Origin of the sequence: uncultured Alistipes sp. (assembly GCF_902388705.1) — a bacterium.
Lineage (GTDB): Bacteria > Bacteroidota > Bacteroidia > Bacteroidales > Rikenellaceae > Alistipes.
In genome coordinates, this window is record NZ_CABMQJ010000021.1 from 1 (window position 1) to 22,669 (window position 22,669).

Below are 22,669 nucleotides of genomic sequence, written 5' to 3' on the forward strand. Positions count from 1 at the left end.
CTCGCCTTCGCGGGCAAGGCTCCGGCTGCCGTCGGCACCGAAAAGCAGTACGAGAACTTCGAGCTCTGGCTCGAGTGGCGCTCGGAGGGCGAGGCCGGCATCGGTGTGCGCTCCATGCCGCTGGTTCGCCTCGGCGGCAGCGCCGGTACGGGCCTGAAGGGGGCGGACAAGGCGGCGGAAACGGTTGCCGACAATGCTCCTGGTGTGTGGAATACGCTCTATATGAAAGTGGTCGACGACCGGATTACCCTGATTGGCAACGGCGTGAAGATTGCCGAAAATGCCGTGATGGCGAATACCCGCACCCCCGGCGAGGCGATTGCCGTGCAGGGGCCTGTCGAACTGCTGGGACTCGAAGCCCCCGCGGCGTTCCGCAACCTGTATATCTGCGAGCTGCCCTCGACGCCCGTTTACGAGTTGTCGCCTGAGGAGGCGGCCCAGGGATACGAGGTGCTCTTCGACGGCCGTTCGCTCCACAAATGGACGGGCAACACGACCAATTACGTGCCGCTGGACGGCACGATTGACGTGACGGCCTCCTACGGCGGTTCGGGGAACCTCTATACCGTCCGGGAGTACAGCGATTTCGATTTGCGTTTCGAATTCCGCTTCCTCCGTGAGGGCGTCAACAACGGTATCGGCATCCGCACGCCGATGGGCGTCGACGCCGCCTTCCACGGCATGGAGATACAGGTGCTCGACCACGATGCGCCGATTTACAAGAACCTGCAGGTTTACCAGCAGCACGGTTCCGTTTACGGGGTTATTCCGGCGGAGCGTGTCGTATTTGGCCAGCTCGGGACGTGGAATACGATGGAAATCCACGCCGTGGGCGACCGCATCCGGGTGACGGTGAACGGCCGCGTAATCCTCGACGGCGACATTCGCGAGGCGTGCCAGGGACATAACGTCGCTCCCGACGGCTCGAAGAAGAACCCCTATACGGTAGACCATAGAAACCATCCGGGCCTTTTCAACGAGAAAGGACATCTCGGACTGCTCGGCCACGGCGCAGGCATCCAGTTCCGCAACCTGCGCGTGCTGGATTTGAGTGCCCGGCCTGCACGTACCAAGTGATATAAAGAGAGATGAAACAGGAACCGACCGCTTCCCGCCCCGTGCGCATCGCCGTGATCGGGGCGGGAAACCGGGCCAACAAATACCTCGAATACGCCCGTCGCTGCCCCGACCGGCTGCAACCTGTTGCGGTCGTCGAGGTGAACGATTTGCGCCGCCGTGCTTTCGCACGGGATTTCGGCTTGCCCGAATCCCGCAGCTACGTGCATTACGACGATTTTTTCGCCGACCGCGTCGAGGCAGATATGGTGCTGATCTCCACACCCGAGAACGCCCATTTCGACCCTGCGGTCAAGGCTATCGACGCCGGATACCACATCCTGCTCGAGAAACCGATTGCACAGCACCTCGACCAGTGCCGCGAAATCGCGCACCGGGCCCGCGAGCGCGGCGTGCTGGTCGGCGTCTGCCACGTGCTGCGCTACCATCCCTATTTCGTCAAGATACGCGAGTTAATCGCCTCCGGCGAATTCGGCCGGATCGTTTCGGTTGAACACACGGCCGCCGTGGGCCTCGACCGGGCTACGCACAGCTACGTGCGCGGTATATTCCGGCGCGTACGGGAGTCGAATCCCATCCTGCTGGCCAAGTGCTGCCACGACATCGATTTCCTGCTGTGGATCACTGGTTCGCACTGCCGCCGCCTCACGTCGTTCGGATCGCTGCGGTGGTTCCGTGCGGAAAACGCCCCTGCGGGCAGCGGCGAGCGGTGCCTTGCGTGCGCCATCGAACCCGACTGCCCGTTTTCGGCCCGCGACCTCTATTACGTCCGCCGCGACTGGGTCGCGAACTTCGACGTTCCTCCGGGGAAGACACTCGACGAAACCATCCTGGACGAGCTTCGCACGGGGCTTTACGGGCGTTGCGTCTACCACTGCGACAACGACGTGGTCGACCACCAGCTCGTGGCGATGGAGATGGACGACGAGGTGACCGTGAGCCTCTCGATGGAGATGTTCACCAACGACGACTTCCGCAAGACGCATATCCGCCTGACGGAGGGCGAAATCGACGGCGATGAGCGAACGCTCCGCGTGCGCAGGTTCCGCGGCGGATACGAACATACGTACGATTTTTCGGATATCGCCGGGCAGCCGTTCCATGCCGGGGCCGATTTGCAGCTTATCGAGGATTTCATCGGTGCGCTCCGCAATCCGGAACGGCCGTTCCTGACCACCATCGACGACTCGATTGAGAGCCACCGCATCTGTTACGAGGCGGAGCGCAGCCGCCATACGGGCGCTACAATCCGCATGGAGCGGGATTGATTGCTGACAAGAAAGGGCCGGATTTCCGGCCCTTTCCGTTTTAGCACCAACTTTGCTATCTTTGCCGTAAACGATTTTCCATGGAAACCCTCTATCTCTGGATCGACGGCGTCAACGACGTGCTGTGGTCATACGTGCTGGTCGCCCTGCTGTTAGGCTGCGCTGCCTGGTTCACCCTGCGTACGCGGGGCGTGCAGTTCCGCATGCTGGGCGAGATGGTGCGCGTGCTGGGCGAATCGGCGGGCGGCGGTCCCAGGGGCGAGCGGCACGTTTCGTCGTTCCAGGCTTTCGCCGTGTCGCTGGCGAGCCGCGTCGGCACGGGCAACCTCGCGGGCGTCGCCACGGCCATTGCCGTCGGGGGCCCCGGGGCGGTGTTCTGGATGTGGGTTATCGCGCTGCTGGGCGCTTCGAGCGCTTTCGTCGAGTCGACCCTCGCCCAGCTCTACAAACGCCGCGGACGCGACTCCTACATCGGCGGCCCGGCCTATTACATGGAGCGCGGGCTGGGCCGGCGCTGGATGGGCGTCGTCTTCGCCGTGCTGATTTCCGTGACTTTCGGTTTCGCCTTCAACTCGGTGCAGAGCAATACGATTTGCGCCGCATGGGAGGGCGCTTTCGGCTTCGACCGCCATTGGGTCGGCATCGGGCTGACCCTGCTTACGCTGGGGGTGATTTTCGGCGGCATCCACCGTATTGCGCGTGTCAGCGGGGTGGTCGTCCCGGTCATGGCGCTGGGGTATATCCTGCTGGCGCTGGGCGTCGTGCTCTTCAACTTCCGGCGGCTTCCCGAAGTGGTGGAGCTGATTGTCGCCGATGCGTTCGGCTGGGAGCAGGCGCTGGGCGGCGGTGTCGGCGCCGCGCTCATGCAGGGCATCAAACGGGGGCTGTTCAGCAACGAGGCCGGCATGGGCTCCGCCCCGAACGTCGCCGCCACGGCGCATGTGTCGCATCCCGTGAAGCAGGGGCTGATTCAGACCCTCGGTGTCTTTACCGACACGCTCGTAATCTGCACCTGCACGGCCTTCATCATCCTTTTCGGCGGTGTCCCCGACGCATCGCTGTCGGGCATCCGGCTTACGCAGGCGGCGCTGGTGAGTGAAATCGGCCCCGCTGGCGGCATTTTCATCGCCGTGGCAATCTTCCTTTTCGCCTTCAGCAGCATTATCGGCAACTATTATTACGGCGAGGCGAACATCCGCTTCATCACCCGCCGTCCCGGTGCGCTGACCCTCTACCGGCTGCTGGTCGGCGGCATGGTGCTGTTCGGGGCGCTCGCCACGCTCGATTTGGCGTGGAGCCTGGCCGATGTCACGATGGCCCTGATGACGCTTTTCAACCTCGTGGCAATTGTCCTGCTCGGACGGCAGGCATTCCTGCTTCTGGCCGACTACGTCGCCCAGAAGCGCCGCGGCATCCGCAGTCCGGTCTACACCCGCGACCGCATTCCCGAGCTCAAAGACAAGGCGGAGTGCTGGTAGCACCCCGCCTTGTAAGGTAGTCCGAGCCGGATTCCCCTATTGTACGAACCTCCGTGTTATGCGGAAACGCTGCATGGCCGCCACCACGAGGTAGCTCGCGGCGAATGCGAGGCATGCGATGAGCAGGATGCGCACCAGCGTCGGAAGCGCCGGGATGCGGGCTACGAGGTCGTACCCCGCCTGCACGAGGATGAAGTGGCAGAGGTAGATGCCGAATGTCGCGCCCGCCAGCCGCGAAAGCCATGCACGGGGTTTGAATTGCAGTTTCCGCACCACGACAAATACCGGCCAGGTCATCATGAAGACGTTGATTCCCGCAAAATACCATACGATTTCGAGGTAGGCGTAGTTGCCCGGGTAGTGTTTCTGGAGCGCGACGTAGCCGAGAGCCGTAATGAGGTAGCCCGCGATGAACGCCGGAATGCCGATTGCCAGCGTTTTGCGCATGCTCCATGCGGGCGGGAACTTCACGAGGTAGTAGGCCAGTACGAGGTAGCCCGCGAACCCCGACACATAGTAGAACGTTCCGAATTCATTCCAGTCGCAGACTCCGTAAAGCCCCATGTTGCCGAAGTTGCCCGTGTAGCCCAGCATCGGCGCCAGCATCTTGATGTAGGGCAGCAGCAGCGTTACGCCCCATACGCCGAGCAGCGTCCGCAGTTCGCGGCGCGAGGCCCGTTCGAGCCATGCGCTGACGACGGGCATGATGAAGTAGAGCCCCGCGAGCATGTAGAGGTACCACAGCGGCGTGGTGTCGAACGTGAAGTTGAAGACGAATGTCCAGAGTTTGTGCAGCGTGGCGCCGAGGGTGAAGTTCTCCGGGGCGATTGCCGGACTCTGGCTCACGGTGACGTGGTTCAGGTAAACGTAGTAGAGCAGCGGCAGCACGAGCGACCAGAAGACGAGCGCCGTGAGGATGCGGCCGATGCGTTTGCGGTAGAAACTGCCGAGGTCGGTCTTGATTGGCAGCAGCAGCACGCCCGTCATCATCACGAACAGCGGTACGCAGCAGCGTACGAAGCTGCCCGAAAGGGCGCCGGTGAGGAATGCGGCGCGGTCGTTGTCGAACTGGGCGACGAACGGGTCGCAGCAGTGCGAGAAAACGACCAAAAAACAGGCGATGACGCGCAGCAGGTCTACCCAGCCGATGCGCTCGCGGGCCGGGACGTTCGGGTTCAAAAGTCGGTTCTCCATAAAGACGGGATTAGTCGGGTTTTCGCGAAGGTACGAAAAAAAACGACACGCCGCCCGATTTGCCGCTGCGGTGTGCCGTTTTGCACCGGGACGTGCGGTTTTTTACGCCTGCCGTCCCGTGGTTTGATTCAGTCGTTTGGCTTTTGCGGCCTGCCGTCCTGCTTTGGGACGGAATGCACGGCTTTCGCCTGTCGTTGCGTCCTTGTCCGGGCCAGCCGACTTTTCGCGTCCCGGCCCTTGCCTCCTTGCACCGGGGCGTACGATACGCCGTGCCCGCTTCCGCCTGTTGTCAGTTCACGACGACCGTCGGGAAATATTCGCGGAAGAGCGCCGCGGCGCAATCCAATTGCTCCGGGGTGTTCTCCTGTACGCCGGCGAGTTTGTACTCCTGCCCCATTGCCTCGTATTTGTGCACCCCGAGGGTGTGGTAGGGCAGTATCTCGATTCGTTCTATCTGCCGGTACCCGCCCAGCCGTTCGCCCAGTGCGCGGATGTCGGCCTCGGCGTCGCTGTAACCCGGCACCAGCACGTAGCGCAGCCAGAAGGGCTTGCCGTGATCCTCGAGCCATGCTGCCGTGCGCAGCGTCTGCGCGTTGTTGCGCCCCGTGAGCGTGCGGTGCCGTTCGGGATTGGGCTGTTTTACGTCGAGCAGTACCAGGTCGACTAACCCCAGCAGCTCTTCGACCGCGGGATTCCACACCCCGCCGTTCGAGTCGAGGCAGACGTGGATGCCCTCCTCGTTGAGGCGCCGCACCAGCGGCACCAGCGCCGCGGCCTGGAACGTCGGTTCCCCGCCCGAAAAGGTCACGCCTCCCCGCCGTCCGAAAAACGGTTTCTGGTCGACGGCCATGCGCAGTATCTCCTCCGGCGCCGTGGGCGTACCGCCCGAGGCGTCGATCGTGTCGGGGTTGGCGCAGTAGAGGCAGCGGAAATTGCAGCCCTGCAGGAAAACGACGAGCCGGAGTCCCGGCCCGTCGAAGGTTCCCATCGATTCGTATGAATGGACGTTTATCATCTTACATCCGCTCGTGGAAGCTGCGGCTGATAACCTCCAGCTGGTGTTCGCGGCTCAACTTGACGAAATTCACGGCATAGCCCGATACGCGGATCGTGAGCTGCGGGTACTTTTCCGGATGCTCCATCGCATCCTCCAGCATCGCACGGTTGAGCACGTTGACGTTCAGGTGGTGCGCACCTTTGGTGAAATAGCCGTCGAGCATCGTCACGAGGTTCTCGACGCGCTCCTGTTCGGTCGGGCCCAGCGATTTGGGAACGATCGAGAAGGTATTCGAGATGCCGTCCTGCGAGTCGCGGTAGCGGAGTTTCGCCACCGAGGCCAGCGAGGCGATGGCGCCGCTTTTGTCGCGTCCGTGCATCGGGTTTGCGCCCGGGGCGAAAGCCACGCCCTTGGCGCGTCCGTCGGGCGTCGCGCCGGTTTTCTTGCCGTACATCACGTTCGAGGTGATGGTCAGCAGCGAAAGCGTCGGGCGGGCGTTCTTGTAGACGGGCAGTTTCTTGAGCTCCTCGCTGAAGAAGTAGACGAGGTCTACGCCCAGGTGGTCGACACGGTCGTCGTTGTTGCCGAAGCAGGGGAACTCGCCCTGGATGTCGAAGCCTTCGGTCAGCCCCTCGGCGTTGCGGCGGGCCGTCACCTTGGCGTATTTGATGGCCGAGAGCGAGTCGAGGGCGATCGAGAGGCCCGCCACGCCGTAGGCGAGGTTGATGCGCGGGTCGGTGTCGACGAATGCCATCTGTGCCTTCTCGTAGTAGTACTTGTCGTGCATGTAGTGGATGATGTTCATCGCCTCGTTGTAGACGCGGGCGATTTCCGTCAGCACTTTCTTGTAGTTCTGCATCACCTCCTCGAAACGCAGCGGGCCGTCCGTAAGGGCGGGAATGCCCTTGACCATCACCGTGCCGGTGTTCTCGCAGCGGCCGCCGTTGATGGCCAGCAGCAGGGCCTTGGCCAGGTTGCAGCGGGCGCCGAAGAACTGAATCTGGCGGCCGATGTCCTGATACGATACGCAGCAGGCGATGCCGTAGTCGTCCGAGTGGCGCACTTCGCGCATCAGCTCGTCGTTTTCGTACTGGATCGAACTGGTGTCGGCCGAAACCCTGGCGCAGAAATCCTTGAATCCCTGGGGCAGTTCGGGGCTCCACAGGATGGTGAGGTTGGGCTCGGGCGAGGGGCCGAGGTTGTAGAGCGTCTGCAGGAAGCGGAACGAGGTCTTCGTCACCTTCGTGCGGCCGTCGTTGAAGCGTCCGCCGATTGCCTCGGTCACCCACGTCGGGTCGCCGGCGAAGATGTCGTTGTAGGACTGCATGCGCAGGTGGCGCACCATGCGCAGCTTGATGACGAACTGGTCGATGAGCTCCTGTGCGAACACCTCGTCGATGTTGCCGTGCGCCAGGTCGTATTCGATGAAGATGTCGAGGAACGACGACACGTTGCCCAGCGACATTGCGGCGCCGTCCTGCTCCTTGACGGCCGACAGGTAAGCCATGTATACCCACTGCACGGCCTCCAGCGCCGAGTGTGCGGGACGGCTCAAGTCGAGGCCGTAGTATTCGCCCATCGTGCGGATGTCCTTCAGGGCCTTGATTTGCTCGGCGACCTCTTCGCGCAGGCGGATGCGGGCGTCGGTCATCGGGCCGGTCAGGTTGCGCAGGTCCTGCTGCTTGGCCTCGATCAGGCGGTCGGTGCCGTAGAGTGCCAGGCGGCGGTAGTCGCCGATGATGCGGCCGCGGGCGTAGTTGTCCGGCAGGCCCGTCAGGAAGCCCAGCGAGCGGAACGAGCGGATCTCCTCGGTGTAGACGTCGAACACGCCGTCGTTATGCGTCTTGCGGTAGTGGGTGAAAATATCCTTTACTTTCTCGTCGACATCCACACCGTTCTCCTTGCAGGCGCGCGATACGACGTTGATGCCGCCGAAAGGCTTGATGGCGCGTTTGAGCAGCTCGTCGGTCTGCAAACCCACGATCAGCTCCTGTTCCTTGTCGATGTATCCGGCCTTGTGCGAGGTGATGGTCGAAACGGTGGCGTTGTCCAGTGAGCGGACGCCGTTGTTCGCGCGCTCCTCTTCGAGGGCTTTCAGGCAGAGGTTCCAGATGTGCTTGGTGCGTTCGGTAGGGCCCTGCAGGAAAGATGCGTCGCCCAGATAGGGGGTGATGTTCGTCTGCACGAAACTCGTGACGTTGATCTCCTTGCTCCAAAGCCCGTCGATAAAGGTTTTGTTCAATTCCATAAAATGTTCGTCGAAATGAGATTAAAATTGTCTTGTTTGGGAGCCGCAAAGGTATGTTATTTTTTTCACAATACCGAAACCTGCGGCGTATTTTCTTAAAAAAACTTAAAAATGCCTGTCGGCAGACAGCCGGCGGCGGGTTTGCACGGGGCCGGATTATTGCGTAGCTTTGCTGCAGTAAAAACAACCTGTCATGGAAGAGTTGACCCTTACCACCCCGGCGCTGCTTTTCTCCGCCGTATCGCTGATCCTGCTGGCCTATACCAACCGGTTCCTGTCCTATGCGCAGCTGGTGCGCACGCTCAAGGAGCAGCACCTGCAGCACCCCTCCAAGGTGACCCGTGCGCAGATCGACAACCTGCGCCGCCGCCTGCACCTCACACGTACGATGCAGATACTGGGCGTCACGAGCCTGTTCCTGTGCGTGGTGACGATGTTCCTGCTTTACATCGGGCTGTCGCTTTTGTCGGCCTATGTTTTCGGTGCGGCGCTGTTGCTGCTCATCGGGTCGCTCGGCGTGTCGATATGGGAGATTCAGATTTCGGTGCGGGCGCTGGAAATCCACCTCCACGACATGGAGAAATAAGTTGCCGGTTTTTTCCGCCTGCGTCCGAACCTCCCGCCCGAGGGACGATTCCGGGGACTGGCCGGCGGCGGCTTCGTTTTATCAGGTGCCGTACCTGAAAAAGCGAAGATGCCGCGACGTCGCGTCACTGCATCCCCATACCTACTTATGTAACCTAAAACCAACTGTGAATCCGGTTTCCCGGTTTCCACACGACAAAGATACGGGGCCGTCGTTTCTACCCGGTGACGGCCCCGTTACATTCGGATGACGAATGCCTTCCGTCCCGGACGACCCGCCGGCGGCGGCTCGTGCGAAGGGCCGGCCGAAGCCTCCCCGTGGCGGTCTTGCATCCCGATTGTGCTGCCGTATCGCATGAAAAGCCCTCCTTTCGAAAGGAGGGCTCGGGCGGATTGTCCGTCGGGGTGTCCAGACACTGTTTCGGAACCGCACGCTTTCCCGTCCGGAACGGGTGTTCGGCGCTACTTTTTCTGTTCCAGGAAGTAATGCTGCGATTTGAGCAGGTTGCGGGCCTGCAGGATCATCGTCTTGGTTTCGTTGAGAATCGTCAGGTAGAGGACGCTGGCGCGCGTGCTGACAGTAGTGTCGCCGTTGATGCGGCGCAGCTGGCTTTTGACGGCCTCGACGATCGTGTCGAAGAGTTTGTCGCGCATCACCAGCACCGTGTCGAGTTCCGAGAAGTCTTTCGTGCGCAGCATGTCGTTGATTTTGTCGAAAATGGCTTCCACCTCATCGTTCACGCGCATCAGGTCGACGATTTGCTCCTTGGTGAGTCCCTCGTGGTTGTTGTCGATGTGTTCGTAGGCCGGGCGGGTGATGTGGATCAGCGCCTTGGTCACCTCCGAGAGGTAATCCACCACCTGCACGTAGAAGTGCCCCGTGTCGATGTCGCACTGCTGCAGCCGCCGCAGCGTCGGCATGATGCCGTACTTGCGGTCGCGGGCCTCTTCGAAGAGTTTGTCCGACGCCTGTACCATCTCCTTGAGCACCTTGCGGTTTTCCTTGAACACGGCCACCAGCGTGCGGTTGTAGATGCGCGTTACGTGCTCCATCGTCGTGCAGACTTCGCCGATGCAGACGCAGAGCACTTCGTCGGGCGTTTCGGCCTTGATTAGCGGCAGCTCCTCCTTTTCCGGGGCTTTCCCGCCGCCGGACGCGCGGTGGCTGCGGAAGAGCAGCCATGCGCAGAGCAGCGTGAGCGCTGTGACGGCAATCCATCCGCCCCAGAGCAGCAGCAGCGTGACGCAGAGGGCTATCAGGAAGCCCCCGAGCGCCGTGATGAACCAGCCCGAAATGACGGCCATCACGCCCGTGATGCGGTATACGGCGCTCTCCCGGCCCCAGGTGCGGTCGGCCAGCGACGAGCCCATCGCCACCATGAACACGACGTAGGTCGTCGAGAGCGGCAGCTGGTAGGAGGTGCCGATGGCAATCAGAATCGAGGCGGCCGTGAGGTTCACGACGGCGCGAATCATGTCGTAGGGCGCCGACGAACGCTCTTCGGCGGGCAGGGGCATAAAGCGGCGGTCGATGACTTGCCGCATGCGGTTGGGAATCAGCCCCGTCCACATGGTGTTGAGCACGAGCGAGGCGCGCACCAGGCTGCGCGATACGAACGTCGAGCCGAAGCGTTCGTCGCCCTCGTGCTGCGAGGCGAGCGAAAGTTCGGTTTCGGTGACGTGCTGCGACTTCTTCGAGAAGAAGAGCGTCAGCACCATCACCAGACCCGAGGCCAGCAGCAGCAGGAAGTTGGCGCGTGCGGGGTTGGCCAGTTCCCCCATCGTTATCGATTCGCTGCCGGCTTCGCGGGCGATTTGCCAGGCGTCGTAGCTGGCCAGCGGTACGCCGATGAAGTTCACCAGGTCGTTTCCGGCGAAAGCCAGCGCCAGCGAGAACGTGCCCGCAAGAATCGTGATGCGCATGATGTTGAGCCGCATGCACTGGAAGAGCCACAGGACGACGGACGCCGCGGCCCAGAATGCGAGCAGCGTCAGCAGTACGTGTTCGCCGACGTATTCCGTGACCGACGTGGGCACGAGCCCCGAGCTCTTCAGCCCCTTGAACAACGCGAAGTAGAGGATTCCGGCCAGCGAAATGCCGCACCAGACAGCGCCCCAGCGGCGGAATACCGGGGCGTAGCGGAACGAGAAAATCAGCCGTGAGATGTACATGAACAGCGACCCGGCCGCGAATGCCAGCGCCACGGAGAGCAGGATGGCGGCGATGATGACCATCGCCTTGCCCGTGTTGATGTATTGCGAGAGGTCGGCCAGCGACGAGCCCGAATCGCCCTGGATATGGAACAGTGCGGCGGCGACGGCTGCGCCCAGCAGGCCGAAGACCATCGACACGGTGGTCGACGTCGGCAGCCCGAGCGTGTTGTAGAGGTCCAGCAGCAGGACGTTGCCCAGCATCATGCCCAGAAAGAGCATCATGATTTCCGTAAAGGTGAACTGTCCGGGGTAAAATACGCCGCTGCGGGCCACCTCCATCATGCCGCTCGAGGTGAGCGTGCCGACGAGGATGCCGGTTGCGGCAATCCAGAGGATGACGCGCCGCGGGGCGGCTTTCGACCCGAGGGCCGAGTTGAGGAAGTTGACCGCGTCGTTGGCCACGCCCACGACGATACCCATCACGGCCAGCAGGCCCATGATGACGACGATGCATGTGAATAGGGGACTCATTTCGTTGTTTTGGGTTTATCCGGTACAAAGGTCTGAAACGGATGTTACAAATCCGTTACGTACGGATTGCGCCCCTATGAATGTTTGCGCAGGGTGAAGACGAATTCCAGTCCGCCGCGCTCGCCGTTGCGTACCGAGATTGTCCCGCCGTGAATCAGAACGGCGTTTTTGACGATCGACAGCCCGAGTCCCGTGCCGCCCAGCTTGCGCGAGCGGCCTTTGTCGATGCGGTAGAAGCGCTCGAACAGGTGCGGCAGGTGCTCTTCGTCGACGCCGATGCCGTTGTCGGCGAACAGGAGGGTGTACGCCTCGGGCGTTTCGCCGAGCAGGCGGATGAAGATGTCGCGCCCGCCCGAATAGGCCGCGGCGTTGTCCGCGAGGTTGCGGAACACCGATGCCAGCAGCGAGGGGCTGCCCTCGATGGCTATCGGCCCCGGGAAGTCGCAGTTCACGCGCAGCCGCCGGCCTTCGGGCCGGAGCTCCATGTCGGCCCGGATTTCGTCGACCAGATCGTTGAGCACCACGTGCTCCTTGCGAATCAGCTGGCTGGCTTCGTCCATGCGCGTGACGGTCGAGATGTCGGCCAGCAGGCTGCGCAGCCGCTCCGTCTGTGCGCACCCCTTCTCGAGGAACGCCGTGCGCCTGGCGGCCGGAAGCTCCGGATTCGCCAGCAGGGTTTCCAGATAGCCCTGTATCGCCGTCACAGGGGTTTTCAGCTCGTGGCTGATGTTGTTGGTGAGCTGTTTCTTGATGCGGATTTTCTCCTGCTCTTCGTGCAGCGCCAGCGCGTGTTCGCGGTCGCGGTCGGCCGTCGTCCGCTGCAGGCGGGCGTAGAGGCGGATGATGTGGTTCGAGATGTCGCCCAGTTCGTCGTGGGGGAATATCGGCTGTTCGTCGATTTGCTCGCCCCGTTCGGCGCGTTCGGCGAATTCGTTCAGGCGGGTGATGTTGTGCCCCAGGCGGCGGGTCGCGAAGTAGGCCGCCACGCTCATCAGCAGCGTCACCCCCAGCATGAACCAGAGGAATTCGCGGTCGGCGGCCAGCACTTCGCGCAGCGACAGGGAGTAGGGGACGGCCGAGCGGACGACGAGGCTGTCGCCCCGCATGGCCGAGTAGAAGTAAAAGCGGTGGGTGCTCTCCGAGTGGCGGCGAATCGTGAAACCCGTGCCGCGGGCGAGGGCTTCCGCGATTTCGGGACGGCCGAGGTGGTTGGCGGCGGGCAGGCTGTCGGCCGAGTTGTCGAACGTGACCCGTCCGTCGGTGCCGATCAGCGTGATGCGCAGGCCGGGGTAGGGCCCGCTGTGGGCGGCGGCGAACTCTGCGGGCGGAATTCCGTCCGCGAGGGCGTCGAGCATCCGCAGGTTGAAGAGCTGCAGGCGCGCGTCGAGCCGTTCGGCTTTGAAGCGTTTTTCGCGGCCGTACTGGAACGTGACGAAACACGCGACGAGCGTCCACGAAAACGCCAGCAGCAGCAGGAACAGCCGCCGGTGGTAGGAGAGTTTACTCCTCAAAGCCGTAGCCATAGCCCAGGCGTGTTACGATATGCTCCCCGTAGGGGCCGATTTTGCGGCGCAGGCGCGTGATGTTGACGTCGATGGTGCGGTCGAGTACGATCACTTCGTCGCTCCAGACCTTCTGCAGTATCTCCTCGCGCGAGAAAATCCTGCCGCGGGAAGAGAGCAGCAGGGCCAGTATTTCGAACTCCTTTTTCGTCAGTGCGAGCGGCGTGCCGTCGACCGTGCAGACCTTGCGGTCGAGATCCATGTGCAGGCCCTCGAAAGCAATCGTCCTGCTCCCGGCCGCCGGGCTGGAGGTGCGGCGCAGGACGGTGCGTACGCGGGCCAGCACTTCGCGGATGGAAAACGGTTTGGCGATGTAGTCGTCGGCGCCGATGTTCAGCCCCGCGACCGTGTCGTCTTCGGTGTCCCGCGCCGTGCAGAAGATAATCGGCACACCGGCTGTTTCGGGCCGCGCCTTGAGCTGCCGGGCCATTTTGAAACCGCTCGTTTCGCCCATCATGACGTCCAGCAGAATCAGCGAATAACGTTCGGGGTGCATCTCGAGCGCCTGCTCGGCGCTGTAAGCCACGTCGACTTCATACCCCTCGACTTCGAGGTTGAACTGCAGAATCTCGCACAGGGATTCTTCGTCGTCGACCACCAGGATTTTGTACTTTGTCATAACCGTTACGGAATGGAATCCGTGTCAAAAGTACGCAACAATCCGCTTATTGCACGCCGTGCGGGGCATATTTAACCAAAATGTAACAGCGCGTCAATCGCCCAGCACGGCCATCTGCTGGCGGATCGACTCCTCGTGGATGGCCTGCAGTACCGAGCGCATGAATTCGCGGTCCATGCCCATCTGTACGGCCTGCCCGGCCCTGCGCGCCAGCAGCTCTTCGTAACGCTGCGCCTGCAGCACGGGCATGTTGTGCTCCTTTTTGTACTGTCCGATGTCGCGCGAAACGCGCATGCGGCGCGAGAGCAGCTCGAGCAGTTCGTCGTCCAGTTTGTCGATTTGCGAACGCAGTTCGGTGAGGCTCTCCGTCGTGGCGCTGGCTTCGCGGATTACGAGGCTGCGGCAGATGTAGGCCAGTCCCTGCGGCGTGACCTGCTGCGCCTTGTCGCTCCATGCGCAGTCGGGCGAGCAGTGCGCCTCGACGATCAGGCCGTCGAAGCCCAGATCCATGGCCTGCTGCGAGAGGGGGGCGATCAACTCGCGGCGGCCGCCGATGTGGCTCGGGTCGCAGAAGATCGGCAGCGACGGCAGGCGGCGGTGCAGCTCGATGGGAATCGACCACATCGGGTGGTTGCGGTAGAGGCTCTTGTCGATTGACGTGAAGCCGCGGTGGATGACGCCGAGGCGGCGGATGCCGGCGTTGTGGATGCGCTCCACGCCGCCTATCCACAGCTCGAGGTCGGGGCTTACGGGATTCTTGACCAGCACCGGGATGTCGTGTCCCCGCAGCGCGTCGGCGATTTCCTGCATGGCGAACGGGTTGGCCGTGGTGCGGGCCCCTATCCAGAGCATGTCGATGCCGCCCTCGAGGGCCGCCTTGACGTGGCTGCGCGTGGCAACCTCCGTTGCGGTGTACATGCCCGTTTCGCGCTTCACGCGCTGCAGCCACGCGACGCCTTCGACGCCCACGCCTTCGAATCCTCCGGGCTTGGTGCGGGGCTTCCACAGCCCGGCACGGTAAATATGCACGCCCTCTGCGGCCAGTTCACGGGCCGTTTCCATAACTTGTTCTTCCGTTTCGGCGCTGCACGGCCCCGCGATGACCAGCGGCCGGCGGGGGTCGACCCCCGGGAAACTGATGGGTTGTAAATCGTTCATGATTTTATGCTTTTTTATAATTTGTTTGTTCGGTTGTTTTCGGCTGCCGCTGCCTGCGGCTGTTTATAGGCCCGACCTGCTTTGCGCCCGCCTGCGGCAACTGCAGCCCCGGCGGTGGGGGTTATACGGCTTTTTGCTGCGTCATATTTCCGGATTGGGACATTCGGCGTATTCCCCCAGGATGCGGAAGTCGCTGGTCAGCGGGCGCGCCGCCTCGACTGCCTGCCGGTACCGTACGGGATCGTCGAAGGTGACGTCCACGTAAAAGCGGTATTCCCATTCGCGGCCGATAATCGGCAGCGACTGGATTTTCGAGAGGTTGATTTCGTAAAACGAGAGCAGCGTCAGCACTTTCGAGAGGCTCCCCTGCGTGTGGGGCAGTGTGAATACCAGCGACGCCTTGTCGGTGCGGGCCTTGTCGGTGAACTCCGCCGCACGGGTGCGGTCGGCCAGGACGAGGAACCGCGTGAAGTTGTGTTTGTTGGTTTCGATGCCCCGTTCGAGGATTTCGAGGCCGTAGAGTTCGGCTGCCGCCGCTCCGCAGATGGCGGCCGTGCCGCGCAGTCCCCGTTCGGCGATTTCGCGGGCGCTGCCGGCGGTGTCGTCGCGCTCGACGACTTTCATCGCCGGGCGGGCTTTCAGGTAGTCGCCGCACTGCATCAGCGCAATGGGGTGCGAGTGCACCTCGCCGATGTCGCCTGCCGCCTGCCCGGGCAGCGCCGCCAGTACGTGCGAAATGCGGAGCTTGTACTCGCCGATGACGGTGAGCGAGCTGCGGCGCAGCAGTTCGTGGTTGGGGAGCAGGCTCCCGGCGATGGTGTTTTCGATGGCCGCCACGCCCAGCAGCGCCGGGTCGGCTGCCATGCGGGCGAACTGCTCGTCGAAACTGTCGCAGGGCAGTATCTCGACCGGCTCGCCGGGGAAACTGCCGCGTGCCGCCGTTTCGTGGAAACAGCCCGGCTGGCCCTGTATCGTAATCCTTTTCATAGCTGATTTTCGCGCATTGAAAAATCCCGCTCTTTACAGAACGGGATTCTTCGTGTTTTCACTCTATTGTTTCATACAGTTAACTGCATACAATCCCGCTCTTCCTCGTGCCGTAAAAGAAAAAGTAAAAGAAATAATATGCAAAACCGTAAGTTCTCATCCTAACCTGTGATGGTATTAACTCCGGCAAATATAGTGAAATATTCCCGAAATGCAAATAATCAACCCTGTTTTTTGTATGCCGCGGCCATTTTATGCTCCCGGAACCGTTTCTTGAACTGCTGCCGGCGCCCGAAGAGCAGGCGGAAAAAGGTGCCCCGCAGCAGCGTGTCGTCGATGTCCCACCGCTTCGTTTCGGCGTAGCGGTCGAGTATGTAGAGGAACGCCACGGCCGGGCAGCTCAACCGCCGCAGGTTGATCATGCACTCGTCGGGCCGGAGCGGACGCGCATGGAATTTCATGCGGTTGATGTCGATCAGCTGGAAGCGGTATTCGCCCGTCGCCTCGTCGAACCGCCAGAGGATATTGGTCTGGTTGAAATCCTCGTGGCACACCCCCTTTTCGTGCAGCAATGCCGTAAACCGGGCGAATGCGTCGAGCACGGGCAGCGTGTCCGGAGCGGGAAACCGTTTGGTTACTTCCGCAAGCGGGGTGCAGTCCGATTGGCGGGATATGAAATAGGTGTCGGCGATCAGCCCCTTTTTGCGGTATTCGCTCCAAGCCGCGGGCTCGGGGGTGTCGATGCCCAGTTCGCGCAGGCGCAGCGCGTGTTCGTAGGCCCGCTGCGCCTTGTTTTTGCGCAGGAGCGAATAGACGACGGTGTTGAATGCGTTGGGACGCTTGTAGCGCTTGACCGCATAGCGCTCGCCGGCCACGTCGAAAGCCCGTATTTGGTTGCGCCCGTCGTGCAGCACTTCGCCCGAGGCCGGGAATATCTCCGGGAGCCGTGCGGCAAAAGGCTGCAGATGCTGCAACGCGGGGTTGACCGTAAGTTTCATACCTTGTATCCGATTACAGGACAAAAATACGGCAAACGACTCTTTACGGGGAGTTCGATTTGGGGGTAACATTGATAAATTCGGGAAAAAACCTTCCCGGACGATTTCCGCGCGGTGTCGTTGAGTGCCCCGGGCCTGAAAGTCACATAACGATTGCTGATGAAGGCAGGATGTCTTGAATTAAATGCTGCTACTTACTTATGCCGTTTTATGAATTGATTTATAAAAAACGCGAATACCGGAAGCGTTATGACTTCCGAGAACAGAGCGGGTAAACAAAGAAAGCCGAACATGATATCGAACTTAAATGGCCATACAGTCCAGATAAACAAGGAAAGCGCAATCGCAACGATTAATTGAAGGGCGATTGAGATGATAGTCGTTATCAAAGCTCTTCGCCTGATAAACCAAAAGAAGATTATGGAGCCTGTCAAAAAAGTCACTGATCCAAGATACACAATCAATGCAGTTAATTCGATGAACGAAGTCGGCAATTGCTCTTCCATCTCGTATTATTTTAATTCGGTTCGTTTTTTATCGGGGTCGTATGTGATAGACTTGAATTTCTTCTGGTATTCACCGACAATACTGTTGGGTCTGGGATCTGCGATGCTTGGAGCTTTTTCCTTGACTTGTTCGCCTTGTTTTACGACATCGGCCGCAAAAGTACCGCAGTTATTACCTGTAAGGCTATATGATTTTCTGTCTGGATTGGTGTTTTCACTTTTTTTGTCTTCAGCATATGTTTTCATGCCTTTATAATCGTTGCTATCGATATATGCTCCATCTATGCGTCCGCTCTGGCCCGCCTTTTCAGATAATTCAGCCATGACTTTATTTAAGGATTCCGCAGTCGGCTTACCGTCTTTGCCTATTGTGACATCGGATATTGTTATTTGGCGCACCTCACCCTTGCCTTCCTTGTCGTAACGACCATATTCATAATATTTCGTCGTTCCGGTTATATTGTCTATCAGAAGAACTCCGGCATGTCCGAGTCCGCCAATTTTGCCAACCGGAGTTGAAATCTTGTAGTCGGGAAAAACGACCAACACAGCATCTTTCCCATCCGGATCAATATATTTTACGGGGTTATTAAAACAAAACGCATACGGACTCACGGGATGATACGCATATGCCAAATTTAGCAAAGATTGTGCGCTCATGCAAATCATTAAGGTCAAAAGTTTTGTTTTCATTGCGTTTGTTTGAAGTGGTTAATTGTTTTTATTTGGATTCATTCCAGCTGCCCTATTGACTGAATAAAAAATTAAGGCTGCACTGTCCTTTGTTACATTGAATTATCGTATGCGATTTGTTAATCATAAGCAGGGGAATTTGTTTAACCAAAGTTAAATATTATAACTTTAAGAGTTGCAGAAGAGCGACCTTTCAACGCGTGTGCAATATACTGGTTATCAGTGTGTATAATCAGAAAAAATCGTATCGGTTACTTTCATCGCGGAGTTTGGTGGAAACCATTGTTGAAGGTTGTTTCTTTATGGGAAAGACCTTGTATGCATGAGTACGGGAACGACCGAGAATCCAAGATGTAGAAAAGCGCTTTGAGGATTTACCGGATAATGTGTAGCAGTAACGCCTGAATTAGAGTGCAGATTCAGGGTACAACATCGTGCCGTAAACCAACCTCTCCAGCTTTTTCCCTTTGCAAAACGGCACGAAAAAAGAGGTTGCCTGAATTTGCAACCTCTTGAATTCCAGAGCTGTTGACGAGGATTGAACTCGTGACCTCTTCCTTACCAAGGAAGTGCTCTACCACTGAGCTACAACAGCAGCATCTCGCGTTGGAGTGGTGCAAAAGTACATAAGAAAAATGAAAAGACCAAAAAATTGTGCGATTTTCACAATTATTTTCTATCTTTACTTTTGAATTATAACCCTATGCACATGAAACGTATATTAATAGTAGGCGCCGGGGGGCAGATTGGTTCGGAGCTGACAGTTTACCTCCGTAAAATTTACGGCGACCACAAAGTCGTGGCTACCGACATGCGCGAGTGCCGCGCGTTGGGCGAAGCCGGGCCTTTCGAGGTGCTCAACGCACTCGATGCGACGGCTATGGCCTCGGTCGTGGCGCGTTACCGCATCGACACCATCTTCAATCTGGTGGCCCTGTTGTCGGCCGTCGGGGAGCGAAACCCCCAGATGGCGTGGAACGTCAATATGGGGGCGCTGAACAACTCGCTCGAAGTGGCCCGCCAGCATCACTGCGCGCTCTTCACGCCCAGTTCGATTGGCGCTTTCGGCCCCTCTTCGCCCAAGGACAAAACCCCGCAGGACACGATTATGCAGCCCACGACCATCTACGGCATCTGCAAGGTCACGGGCGAAATGCTCGGCAACTACTACCACCATAAATACGGCGTCGACACCCGTTCGGTGCGTTTCCCGGGCATCATCTCGAACGTCACGCTGCCGGGCGGCGGCACGACGGACTATGCGGTCGAGATTTATTACGAGGCCGTAAAATCGGGTAAATTCACCTGCCCCGTGCCTTCGGACGTCTATATGGACATGATTTACATGCCCGACGCGCTGCGCGCCTGCGTCGAACTGATGGAAGCCGACCCCACGAAACTCCTGCACCGCAACAGTTTCAACATCGCGTCGATGAGCTTCACGCCGGAGATTATCTGCGCCGAAATCAAAAAGCGGATGCCCGGCTTCACGATGGATTACGACGTCGATCCCGTCAAAAAGGAGATTGCCGAAAGCTGGCCCAATTCGCTCGACGACACCTGCGCCCGTGAGGAGTGGGGGTGGAAACCCGAGTGGGATCTTTCGCGCATGACGGACGATATGCTGGAGCATATCCGTGCCAAAGTAGCCGTGCATTGAGTCCGGCGAACGGCGTCGTCGATAACCCGAGTCGTCGAAGCCGCGTCCAGCTGGGACGGCGCGCAGCTTCCTGCTATCCGCAGGGTGCGCCGCGGGCGGTGATACTTCGTGCGACGATGCCGCCGCACACCACGCTGGCGATGCATACGCACGCCCTGGTCGATGCGGGCGTTATCCTGCGGGCGAGCTGATTGTCATTGCCCAAACCGGTGCGGAAAAGACATTTCGGGCCGGGGCGGATGTCGAGTAACTGGTCGGTGCGCGCCATTACGGCGGGAGCCGGGGCGACGGGGAGTCGGAACCGGTGGTGTTCTATGCAGGGGCGGAGGGAATGCCGCTCTCGGAAAATGTTGAAGAATAACTAAAAGTTATGGACGATGAAGCGGATTATCCGGTTTACTGCCCTTTTTATCCTGCTGCTGGTAGCTGCGGTTATCGGCGGCAGTTTTTATATGCTCGGCTTCTCGCTGCGGCCCGACGCCAAAATGCGGGAGAAGAATGCTTCGGCGTATGAATATATGTATGCCGAATATCCTTTCCTGCGTCCGTGGGTCGACAGCCTGAATGCCGCCGGGGCGCTGCGGGACACTACGATTACCGATTCGCAGGGGCTGCGCCTGCATGCGCTCTATGCCGCGGCTCCCGCCCCGACCGGCCGCACTGCAATCATTGTCCACGGCTATACGGACTGCGCCGTGCGGATGCTGATGATCGGCTATCTCTACAATCACGATCTCGGCTGCAATATCCTGCTGCCCGACCTGCATTACCACGGGGCGAGCGAGGGACGGGCTATTCGCATGGGATGGCTCGACCGCCTCGACGTGCTGCGCTGGATGGAGGTTGCCGACGGAATCTTCGGCGGCAACACGCAGATGGTCGTCCACGGCATTTCGATGGGGGCCGCCACGACGATGATGGCGGCGGGGGAGCCGCAAAAACCCTATGTGAAGTGCTTTGTCGAGGACTGCGGCTATACGAGCGTCTGGGATGAATTCTCGAACGAATTGAAAACGTCGTTCGGGCTGCCGGCTTTTCCGCTGCTGTATACGGCCAGCTGGCTCTGCGACCTGAAATACGGATGGAATTTCCGCGAGGCGTCGGCGCTCAGGCAGGTTGCCAAATGCGAATTGCCGATGCTTTTCATTCACGGCGGTGCCGACGACTATGTACCTACATGGATGGTTTACCCGCTCTACGAGGCGAAGCCGGGCCATAAGGAGTTGTGGGTCGTGCCCGGTGCGGCGCATGCCTTTTCCTACCGGGACAACCGGGAGGAGTATACGCGGCGTGTCGGGGAGTTCGTCGGGAAATATACCGGGGAAAGCCCGGAGTAAATCGAACGAAAACAGGTTTCTTATGGATGATTATAATTTACAGCAGGCGCAAGCCTTCTACCGGATTCTGGAGGAGAATATCGGAAAACTCCCTGCCGACGTGCGCGGGGCCCTTTACCGGCCGGGTGCGGTCAATTGCGTGAAGGGAGCCGTCCTGGCGGAGCTGCGCCGGCAGTTCGAGGAGTGCGGCTGCGACCTCGACAGGCAGTATGCGAAATACGGCCGCTCGGAGTATTTCTTTGCGGAGGTCGTCGAGCCGGGCCGGGTCTACGAGGTCGGGTATCCCCGATGCCTCTGCCCGCAGGTCGATGCCGGGTTCGTTAATGCCCCGGGCCATTGCGAATGCTCCCGCCAGAGCATCCTCTATGTTATGAAGGAGCTGCTGCCCGGCAAGAGTATCCGGGTGGAGGAGCTTCAGACCGTGTTGTCCGGGGGTACGGAATGCCGCTTTCGGATTACCGTCGGATAGCATGTCCGGCACCCGGCTGTCCCCCGGCCGCATGCGGTGCGCGGGCGTCGGATGCGTGGATGGCCGCCAATCCTAATAAAAAATCCCGAAGCATCGGCTTCGGGATTTTCTGTCATGGGAAATTCGATCCGCTCAAGCGCCTGCATAGATCAACATCCCGAGTCCGGTGAGGAACAACAGGAACATTCCCAGGTTGAGCCTGTGGGAGATTTTGGGAGCCCCTTTGAATTCTTTCCAGATCAGGATGCCCCAGAGTGCCGATACGAGTGTGGCGCCCTGTCCCAGACCGTAGGAGATTGCCGCTCCGGCTTTGCCCGAAGCGATCATGCTGAACGACTCTCCCATGCACCAGATCATTCCGCCCAGCATGCCGACCATGTGGGTTTTGAGACTGCCTTTGAAATAGTCGGCAATCCGTACGGGTGGCCCCTCTGCCGGACGTTTCATGGCGATGGTGTTGAACAGGAAATTGCTGATGAAAACCCCGACGGCGAAGATGAATACGGCCGTGTAGGGCGTCATTTTGCCGGCTGCGGGGGCGGCAAAATCGTTCAGGTCCATGGATGCGGCCACGAAGCGGTAGAAAAACGCCATGATGATGCCGGCCGCAACCGAAATGAGAATGCCTTTGGTCGTGAGCCTGCGTTTTTCGGTGCGGGCTTTCTTGTAGGCGAATCCGTTCATGACGATTGCTGCGGCGATGAGCAGCACCCCGAGGAGAATGAAAACCGGGTCGCCCTGGGCGGCGCTGAAATAATTTATCAGTACGCCCAGTACCAGTGCGAGCCCCACACCCACGGGAAAAGCTACCGACATGCCGCACAGGGCGATGGCGGCTGAGAGCAGGATGTTCGATGCGTTGAATATCACACCGCCCATGAATGCCGAGAAGAGGTTGCCTGCGTCTGCCTGTGCCAGGTCTGCGAGGAAACTGCGTCCTTCCGTCCCGAAACTGCCCAGCGTGAAGGCCGACAGCAAGGAGAAGAGCAGCAGGCCGATGACGTAGTCCCAGTAGAAGAGTTCATAGCGCCACGTGCGGGCCGCCAGTTTCTGGGTGTTGCCCCATGATCCCCAGCACAGCATGGTGATGAAGCAGAAAACGATTGCCAGGGGATAACTTTGAACGATAAACATAATGCGTCGTATTT

General features: G+C 59.8%; 18 protein-coding genes and 1 tRNA gene. 7 read left to right on the forward strand and 12 right to left on the reverse strand.

From position 1 onward, the window contains the following. The 3 genes from QZT71_RS07110 to QZT71_RS07120 all read left to right on the forward strand — a co-directional run. The coding region (locus QZT71_RS07110) for a DUF1080 domain-containing protein (RefSeq protein WP_295914351.1) at positions 1–1,077 on the forward strand (1,077 nt) is incomplete at its 5' end. Between the two features lie 11 nt (positions 1,078–1,088). Continuing rightward, positions 1,089–2,345, forward strand: a complete 1,257-nt coding sequence (locus QZT71_RS07115; protein ID WP_295914354.1) for a Gfo/Idh/MocA family oxidoreductase — start codon at positions 1,089–1,091, stop codon at positions 2,343–2,345. Positions 2,346–2,425: 80 nt separating this feature from the next. Then, positions 2,426–3,823: a sodium:alanine symporter family protein gene (locus QZT71_RS07120; protein ID WP_295914357.1), complete on the forward strand. Its 1,398-nt coding sequence runs from the start codon at positions 2,426–2,428 to the stop codon at positions 3,821–3,823. Between the two features lie 36 nt (positions 3,824–3,859). On the opposite strand, the gene QZT71_RS07125 is transcribed toward QZT71_RS07120, so the two are convergent. The 3 genes from QZT71_RS07125 to pflB form a co-directional block, all read right to left on the reverse strand. Continuing rightward, a complete protein-coding gene (locus tag QZT71_RS07125; RefSeq protein WP_295914360.1) occupies positions 3,860–5,017 on the reverse strand; it encodes an acyltransferase family protein in 1,158 nt (385 codons plus the stop codon). A gap of 289 nt (positions 5,018–5,306) precedes the next feature. Then, positions 5,307–6,032, reverse strand: coding sequence for a pyruvate formate-lyase-activating protein (gene pflA / locus QZT71_RS07130; RefSeq protein ID WP_295914363.1), 726 nt, complete (start codon positions 6,030–6,032; stop codon positions 5,307–5,309). Position 6,033: 1 nt separating this feature from the next. After that, entirely contained in the window at positions 6,034–8,262 is a 2,229-nt protein-coding gene (pflB, locus tag QZT71_RS07135; RefSeq protein ID WP_295914365.1) for a formate C-acetyltransferase, read from the reverse strand. A gap of 193 nt (positions 8,263–8,455) precedes the next feature. Here pflB and QZT71_RS07140 point away from each other — a divergent pair, with 193 nt between their 5' ends. Beyond that, positions 8,456–8,848 (forward strand): DUF2721 domain-containing protein, encoded by a 393-nt coding sequence (locus QZT71_RS07140; protein ID WP_295914367.1) that lies wholly within the window; start codon positions 8,456–8,458, stop codon positions 8,846–8,848. Between the two features lie 461 nt (positions 8,849–9,309). On the opposite strand, the gene QZT71_RS07145 is transcribed toward QZT71_RS07140, so the two are convergent. From QZT71_RS07145 to QZT71_RS07180, 8 genes are all read right to left on the reverse strand, one after another. Further along, the gene (locus QZT71_RS07145) at positions 9,310–11,532 is read right to left on the reverse strand and encodes an inorganic phosphate transporter (RefSeq protein WP_295914369.1); all 2,223 of its coding nucleotides are present in this window, start codon (positions 11,530–11,532) and stop codon (positions 9,310–9,312) included. Between the two features lie 74 nt (positions 11,533–11,606). Further along, positions 11,607–13,055 carry a HAMP domain-containing sensor histidine kinase gene (locus QZT71_RS07150; RefSeq protein ID WP_295914372.1) on the reverse strand — a complete coding sequence of 483 codons (1,449 nt, stop codon included), beginning with the start codon at positions 13,053–13,055 and terminating at the stop codon, positions 11,607–11,609. Beyond that, positions 13,033–13,713, reverse strand: a complete 681-nt coding sequence (locus QZT71_RS07155; protein ID WP_295914375.1) for a response regulator transcription factor — start codon at positions 13,711–13,713, stop codon at positions 13,033–13,035. Before QZT71_RS07155 ends, QZT71_RS07150 begins: the two co-directional genes overlap by 23 nt. A 93-nt stretch (positions 13,714–13,806) precedes the next feature. Continuing rightward, positions 13,807–14,871, reverse strand: coding sequence for a bifunctional 3-deoxy-7-phosphoheptulonate synthase/chorismate mutase type II (locus QZT71_RS07160; protein ID WP_295914376.1), 1,065 nt, complete (start codon positions 14,869–14,871; stop codon positions 13,807–13,809). Between the two features lie 141 nt (positions 14,872–15,012). Then, entirely contained in the window at positions 15,013–15,858 is an 846-nt protein-coding gene (locus tag QZT71_RS07165; protein WP_295914378.1) for a prephenate dehydratase, read from the reverse strand. A gap of 221 nt (positions 15,859–16,079) precedes the next feature. Next, on the reverse strand, positions 16,080–16,856 hold the full coding sequence (locus QZT71_RS07170; RefSeq protein ID WP_295914381.1) for a lipopolysaccharide kinase InaA family protein: 777 nt from the start codon (positions 16,854–16,856) through the stop codon (positions 16,080–16,082). A 512-nt stretch (positions 16,857–17,368) separates the two neighbouring features. Continuing rightward, a complete protein-coding gene (locus QZT71_RS07175; RefSeq protein WP_295914384.1) occupies positions 17,369–18,055 on the reverse strand; it encodes a hypothetical protein in 687 nt (228 codons plus the stop codon). 523 nt (positions 18,056–18,578) lie between these two features. Then, positions 18,579–18,650: transfer RNA gene (locus tag QZT71_RS07180), tRNA-Thr, on the reverse strand. 114 nt (positions 18,651–18,764) lie between these two features. Between QZT71_RS07180 and QZT71_RS07185 the strand changes: the two genes are divergently transcribed. The 3 genes from QZT71_RS07185 to QZT71_RS07195 all read left to right on the forward strand — a co-directional run bounded on the left by QZT71_RS07185 (position 18,765) and on the right by QZT71_RS07195 (position 21,521). Continuing rightward, positions 18,765–19,715 (forward strand): NAD-dependent epimerase/dehydratase family protein, encoded by a 951-nt coding sequence (locus tag QZT71_RS07185; protein ID WP_295914387.1) that lies wholly within the window; start codon positions 18,765–18,767, stop codon positions 19,713–19,715. Positions 19,716–20,092: 377 nt separating this feature from the next. Beyond that, on the forward strand, positions 20,093–21,052 hold the full coding sequence (locus QZT71_RS07190; RefSeq protein ID WP_295914389.1) for an alpha/beta hydrolase: 960 nt from the start codon (positions 20,093–20,095) through the stop codon (positions 21,050–21,052). Between the two features lie 22 nt (positions 21,053–21,074). Next, positions 21,075–21,521: a hypothetical protein gene (locus QZT71_RS07195; RefSeq protein WP_295914393.1), complete on the forward strand. Its 447-nt coding sequence runs from the start codon at positions 21,075–21,077 to the stop codon at positions 21,519–21,521. A gap of 132 nt (positions 21,522–21,653) precedes the next feature. On the opposite strand, the gene QZT71_RS07200 is transcribed toward QZT71_RS07195, so the two are convergent. Next, entirely contained in the window at positions 21,654–22,655 is a 1,002-nt protein-coding gene (locus QZT71_RS07200; RefSeq protein WP_295914397.1) for a GRP family sugar transporter, read from the reverse strand. Positions 22,656–22,669: the final 14 nt, after the last annotated feature.

What these genes read in the sequence shown, in the direction of transcription:
- QZT71_RS07115 (WP_295914354.1), top strand. Translation starts at nt 1,089, where the DNA reads ATGAAACAGGAACCGACCGCTTCCCGCCCCGTGCGCATCGCCGTGATC.
- QZT71_RS07120 (WP_295914357.1), top strand. Translation starts at nt 2,426, where the DNA reads ATGGAAACCCTCTATCTCTGGATCGACGGCGTCAACGACGTGCTGTGG.
- QZT71_RS07125 (WP_295914360.1), bottom strand. Translation starts at nt 5,017, where the DNA reads ATGGAGAACCGACTTTTGAACCCGAACGTCCCGGCCCGCGAGCGCATC.
- pflA (WP_295914363.1), bottom strand. Translation starts at nt 6,032, where the DNA reads ATGATAAACGTCCATTCATACGAATCGATGGGAACCTTCGACGGGCCG.
- pflB (WP_295914365.1), bottom strand. Translation starts at nt 8,262, where the DNA reads ATGGAATTGAACAAAACCTTTATCGACGGGCTTTGGAGCAAGGAGATC.
- QZT71_RS07140 (WP_295914367.1), top strand. Translation starts at nt 8,456, where the DNA reads ATGGAAGAGTTGACCCTTACCACCCCGGCGCTGCTTTTCTCCGCCGTA.
- QZT71_RS07145 (WP_295914369.1), bottom strand. Translation starts at nt 11,532, where the DNA reads ATGAGTCCCCTATTCACATGCATCGTCGTCATCATGGGCCTGCTGGCC.
- QZT71_RS07150 (WP_295914372.1), bottom strand. Translation starts at nt 13,055, where the DNA reads ATGGCTACGGCTTTGAGGAGTAAACTCTCCTACCACCGGCGGCTGTTC.
- QZT71_RS07155 (WP_295914375.1), bottom strand. Translation starts at nt 13,713, where the DNA reads ATGACAAAGTACAAAATCCTGGTGGTCGACGACGAAGAATCCCTGTGC.
- QZT71_RS07160 (WP_295914376.1), bottom strand. Translation starts at nt 14,871, where the DNA reads ATGAACGATTTACAACCCATCAGTTTCCCGGGGGTCGACCCCCGCCGG.
- QZT71_RS07165 (WP_295914378.1), bottom strand. Translation starts at nt 15,858, where the DNA reads ATGAAAAGGATTACGATACAGGGCCAGCCGGGCTGTTTCCACGAAACG.
- QZT71_RS07170 (WP_295914381.1), bottom strand. Translation starts at nt 16,856, where the DNA reads ATGAAACTTACGGTCAACCCCGCGTTGCAGCATCTGCAGCCTTTTGCC.
- QZT71_RS07175 (WP_295914384.1), bottom strand. Translation starts at nt 18,055, where the DNA reads ATGAAAACAAAACTTTTGACCTTAATGATTTGCATGAGCGCACAATCT.
- QZT71_RS07185 (WP_295914387.1), top strand. Translation starts at nt 18,765, where the DNA reads ATGAAACGTATATTAATAGTAGGCGCCGGGGGGCAGATTGGTTCGGAG.
- QZT71_RS07190 (WP_295914389.1), top strand. Translation starts at nt 20,093, where the DNA reads ATGAAGCGGATTATCCGGTTTACTGCCCTTTTTATCCTGCTGCTGGTA.
- QZT71_RS07195 (WP_295914393.1), top strand. Translation starts at nt 21,075, where the DNA reads ATGGATGATTATAATTTACAGCAGGCGCAAGCCTTCTACCGGATTCTG.
- QZT71_RS07200 (WP_295914397.1), bottom strand. Translation starts at nt 22,655, where the DNA reads ATGTTTATCGTTCAAAGTTATCCCCTGGCAATCGTTTTCTGCTTCATC.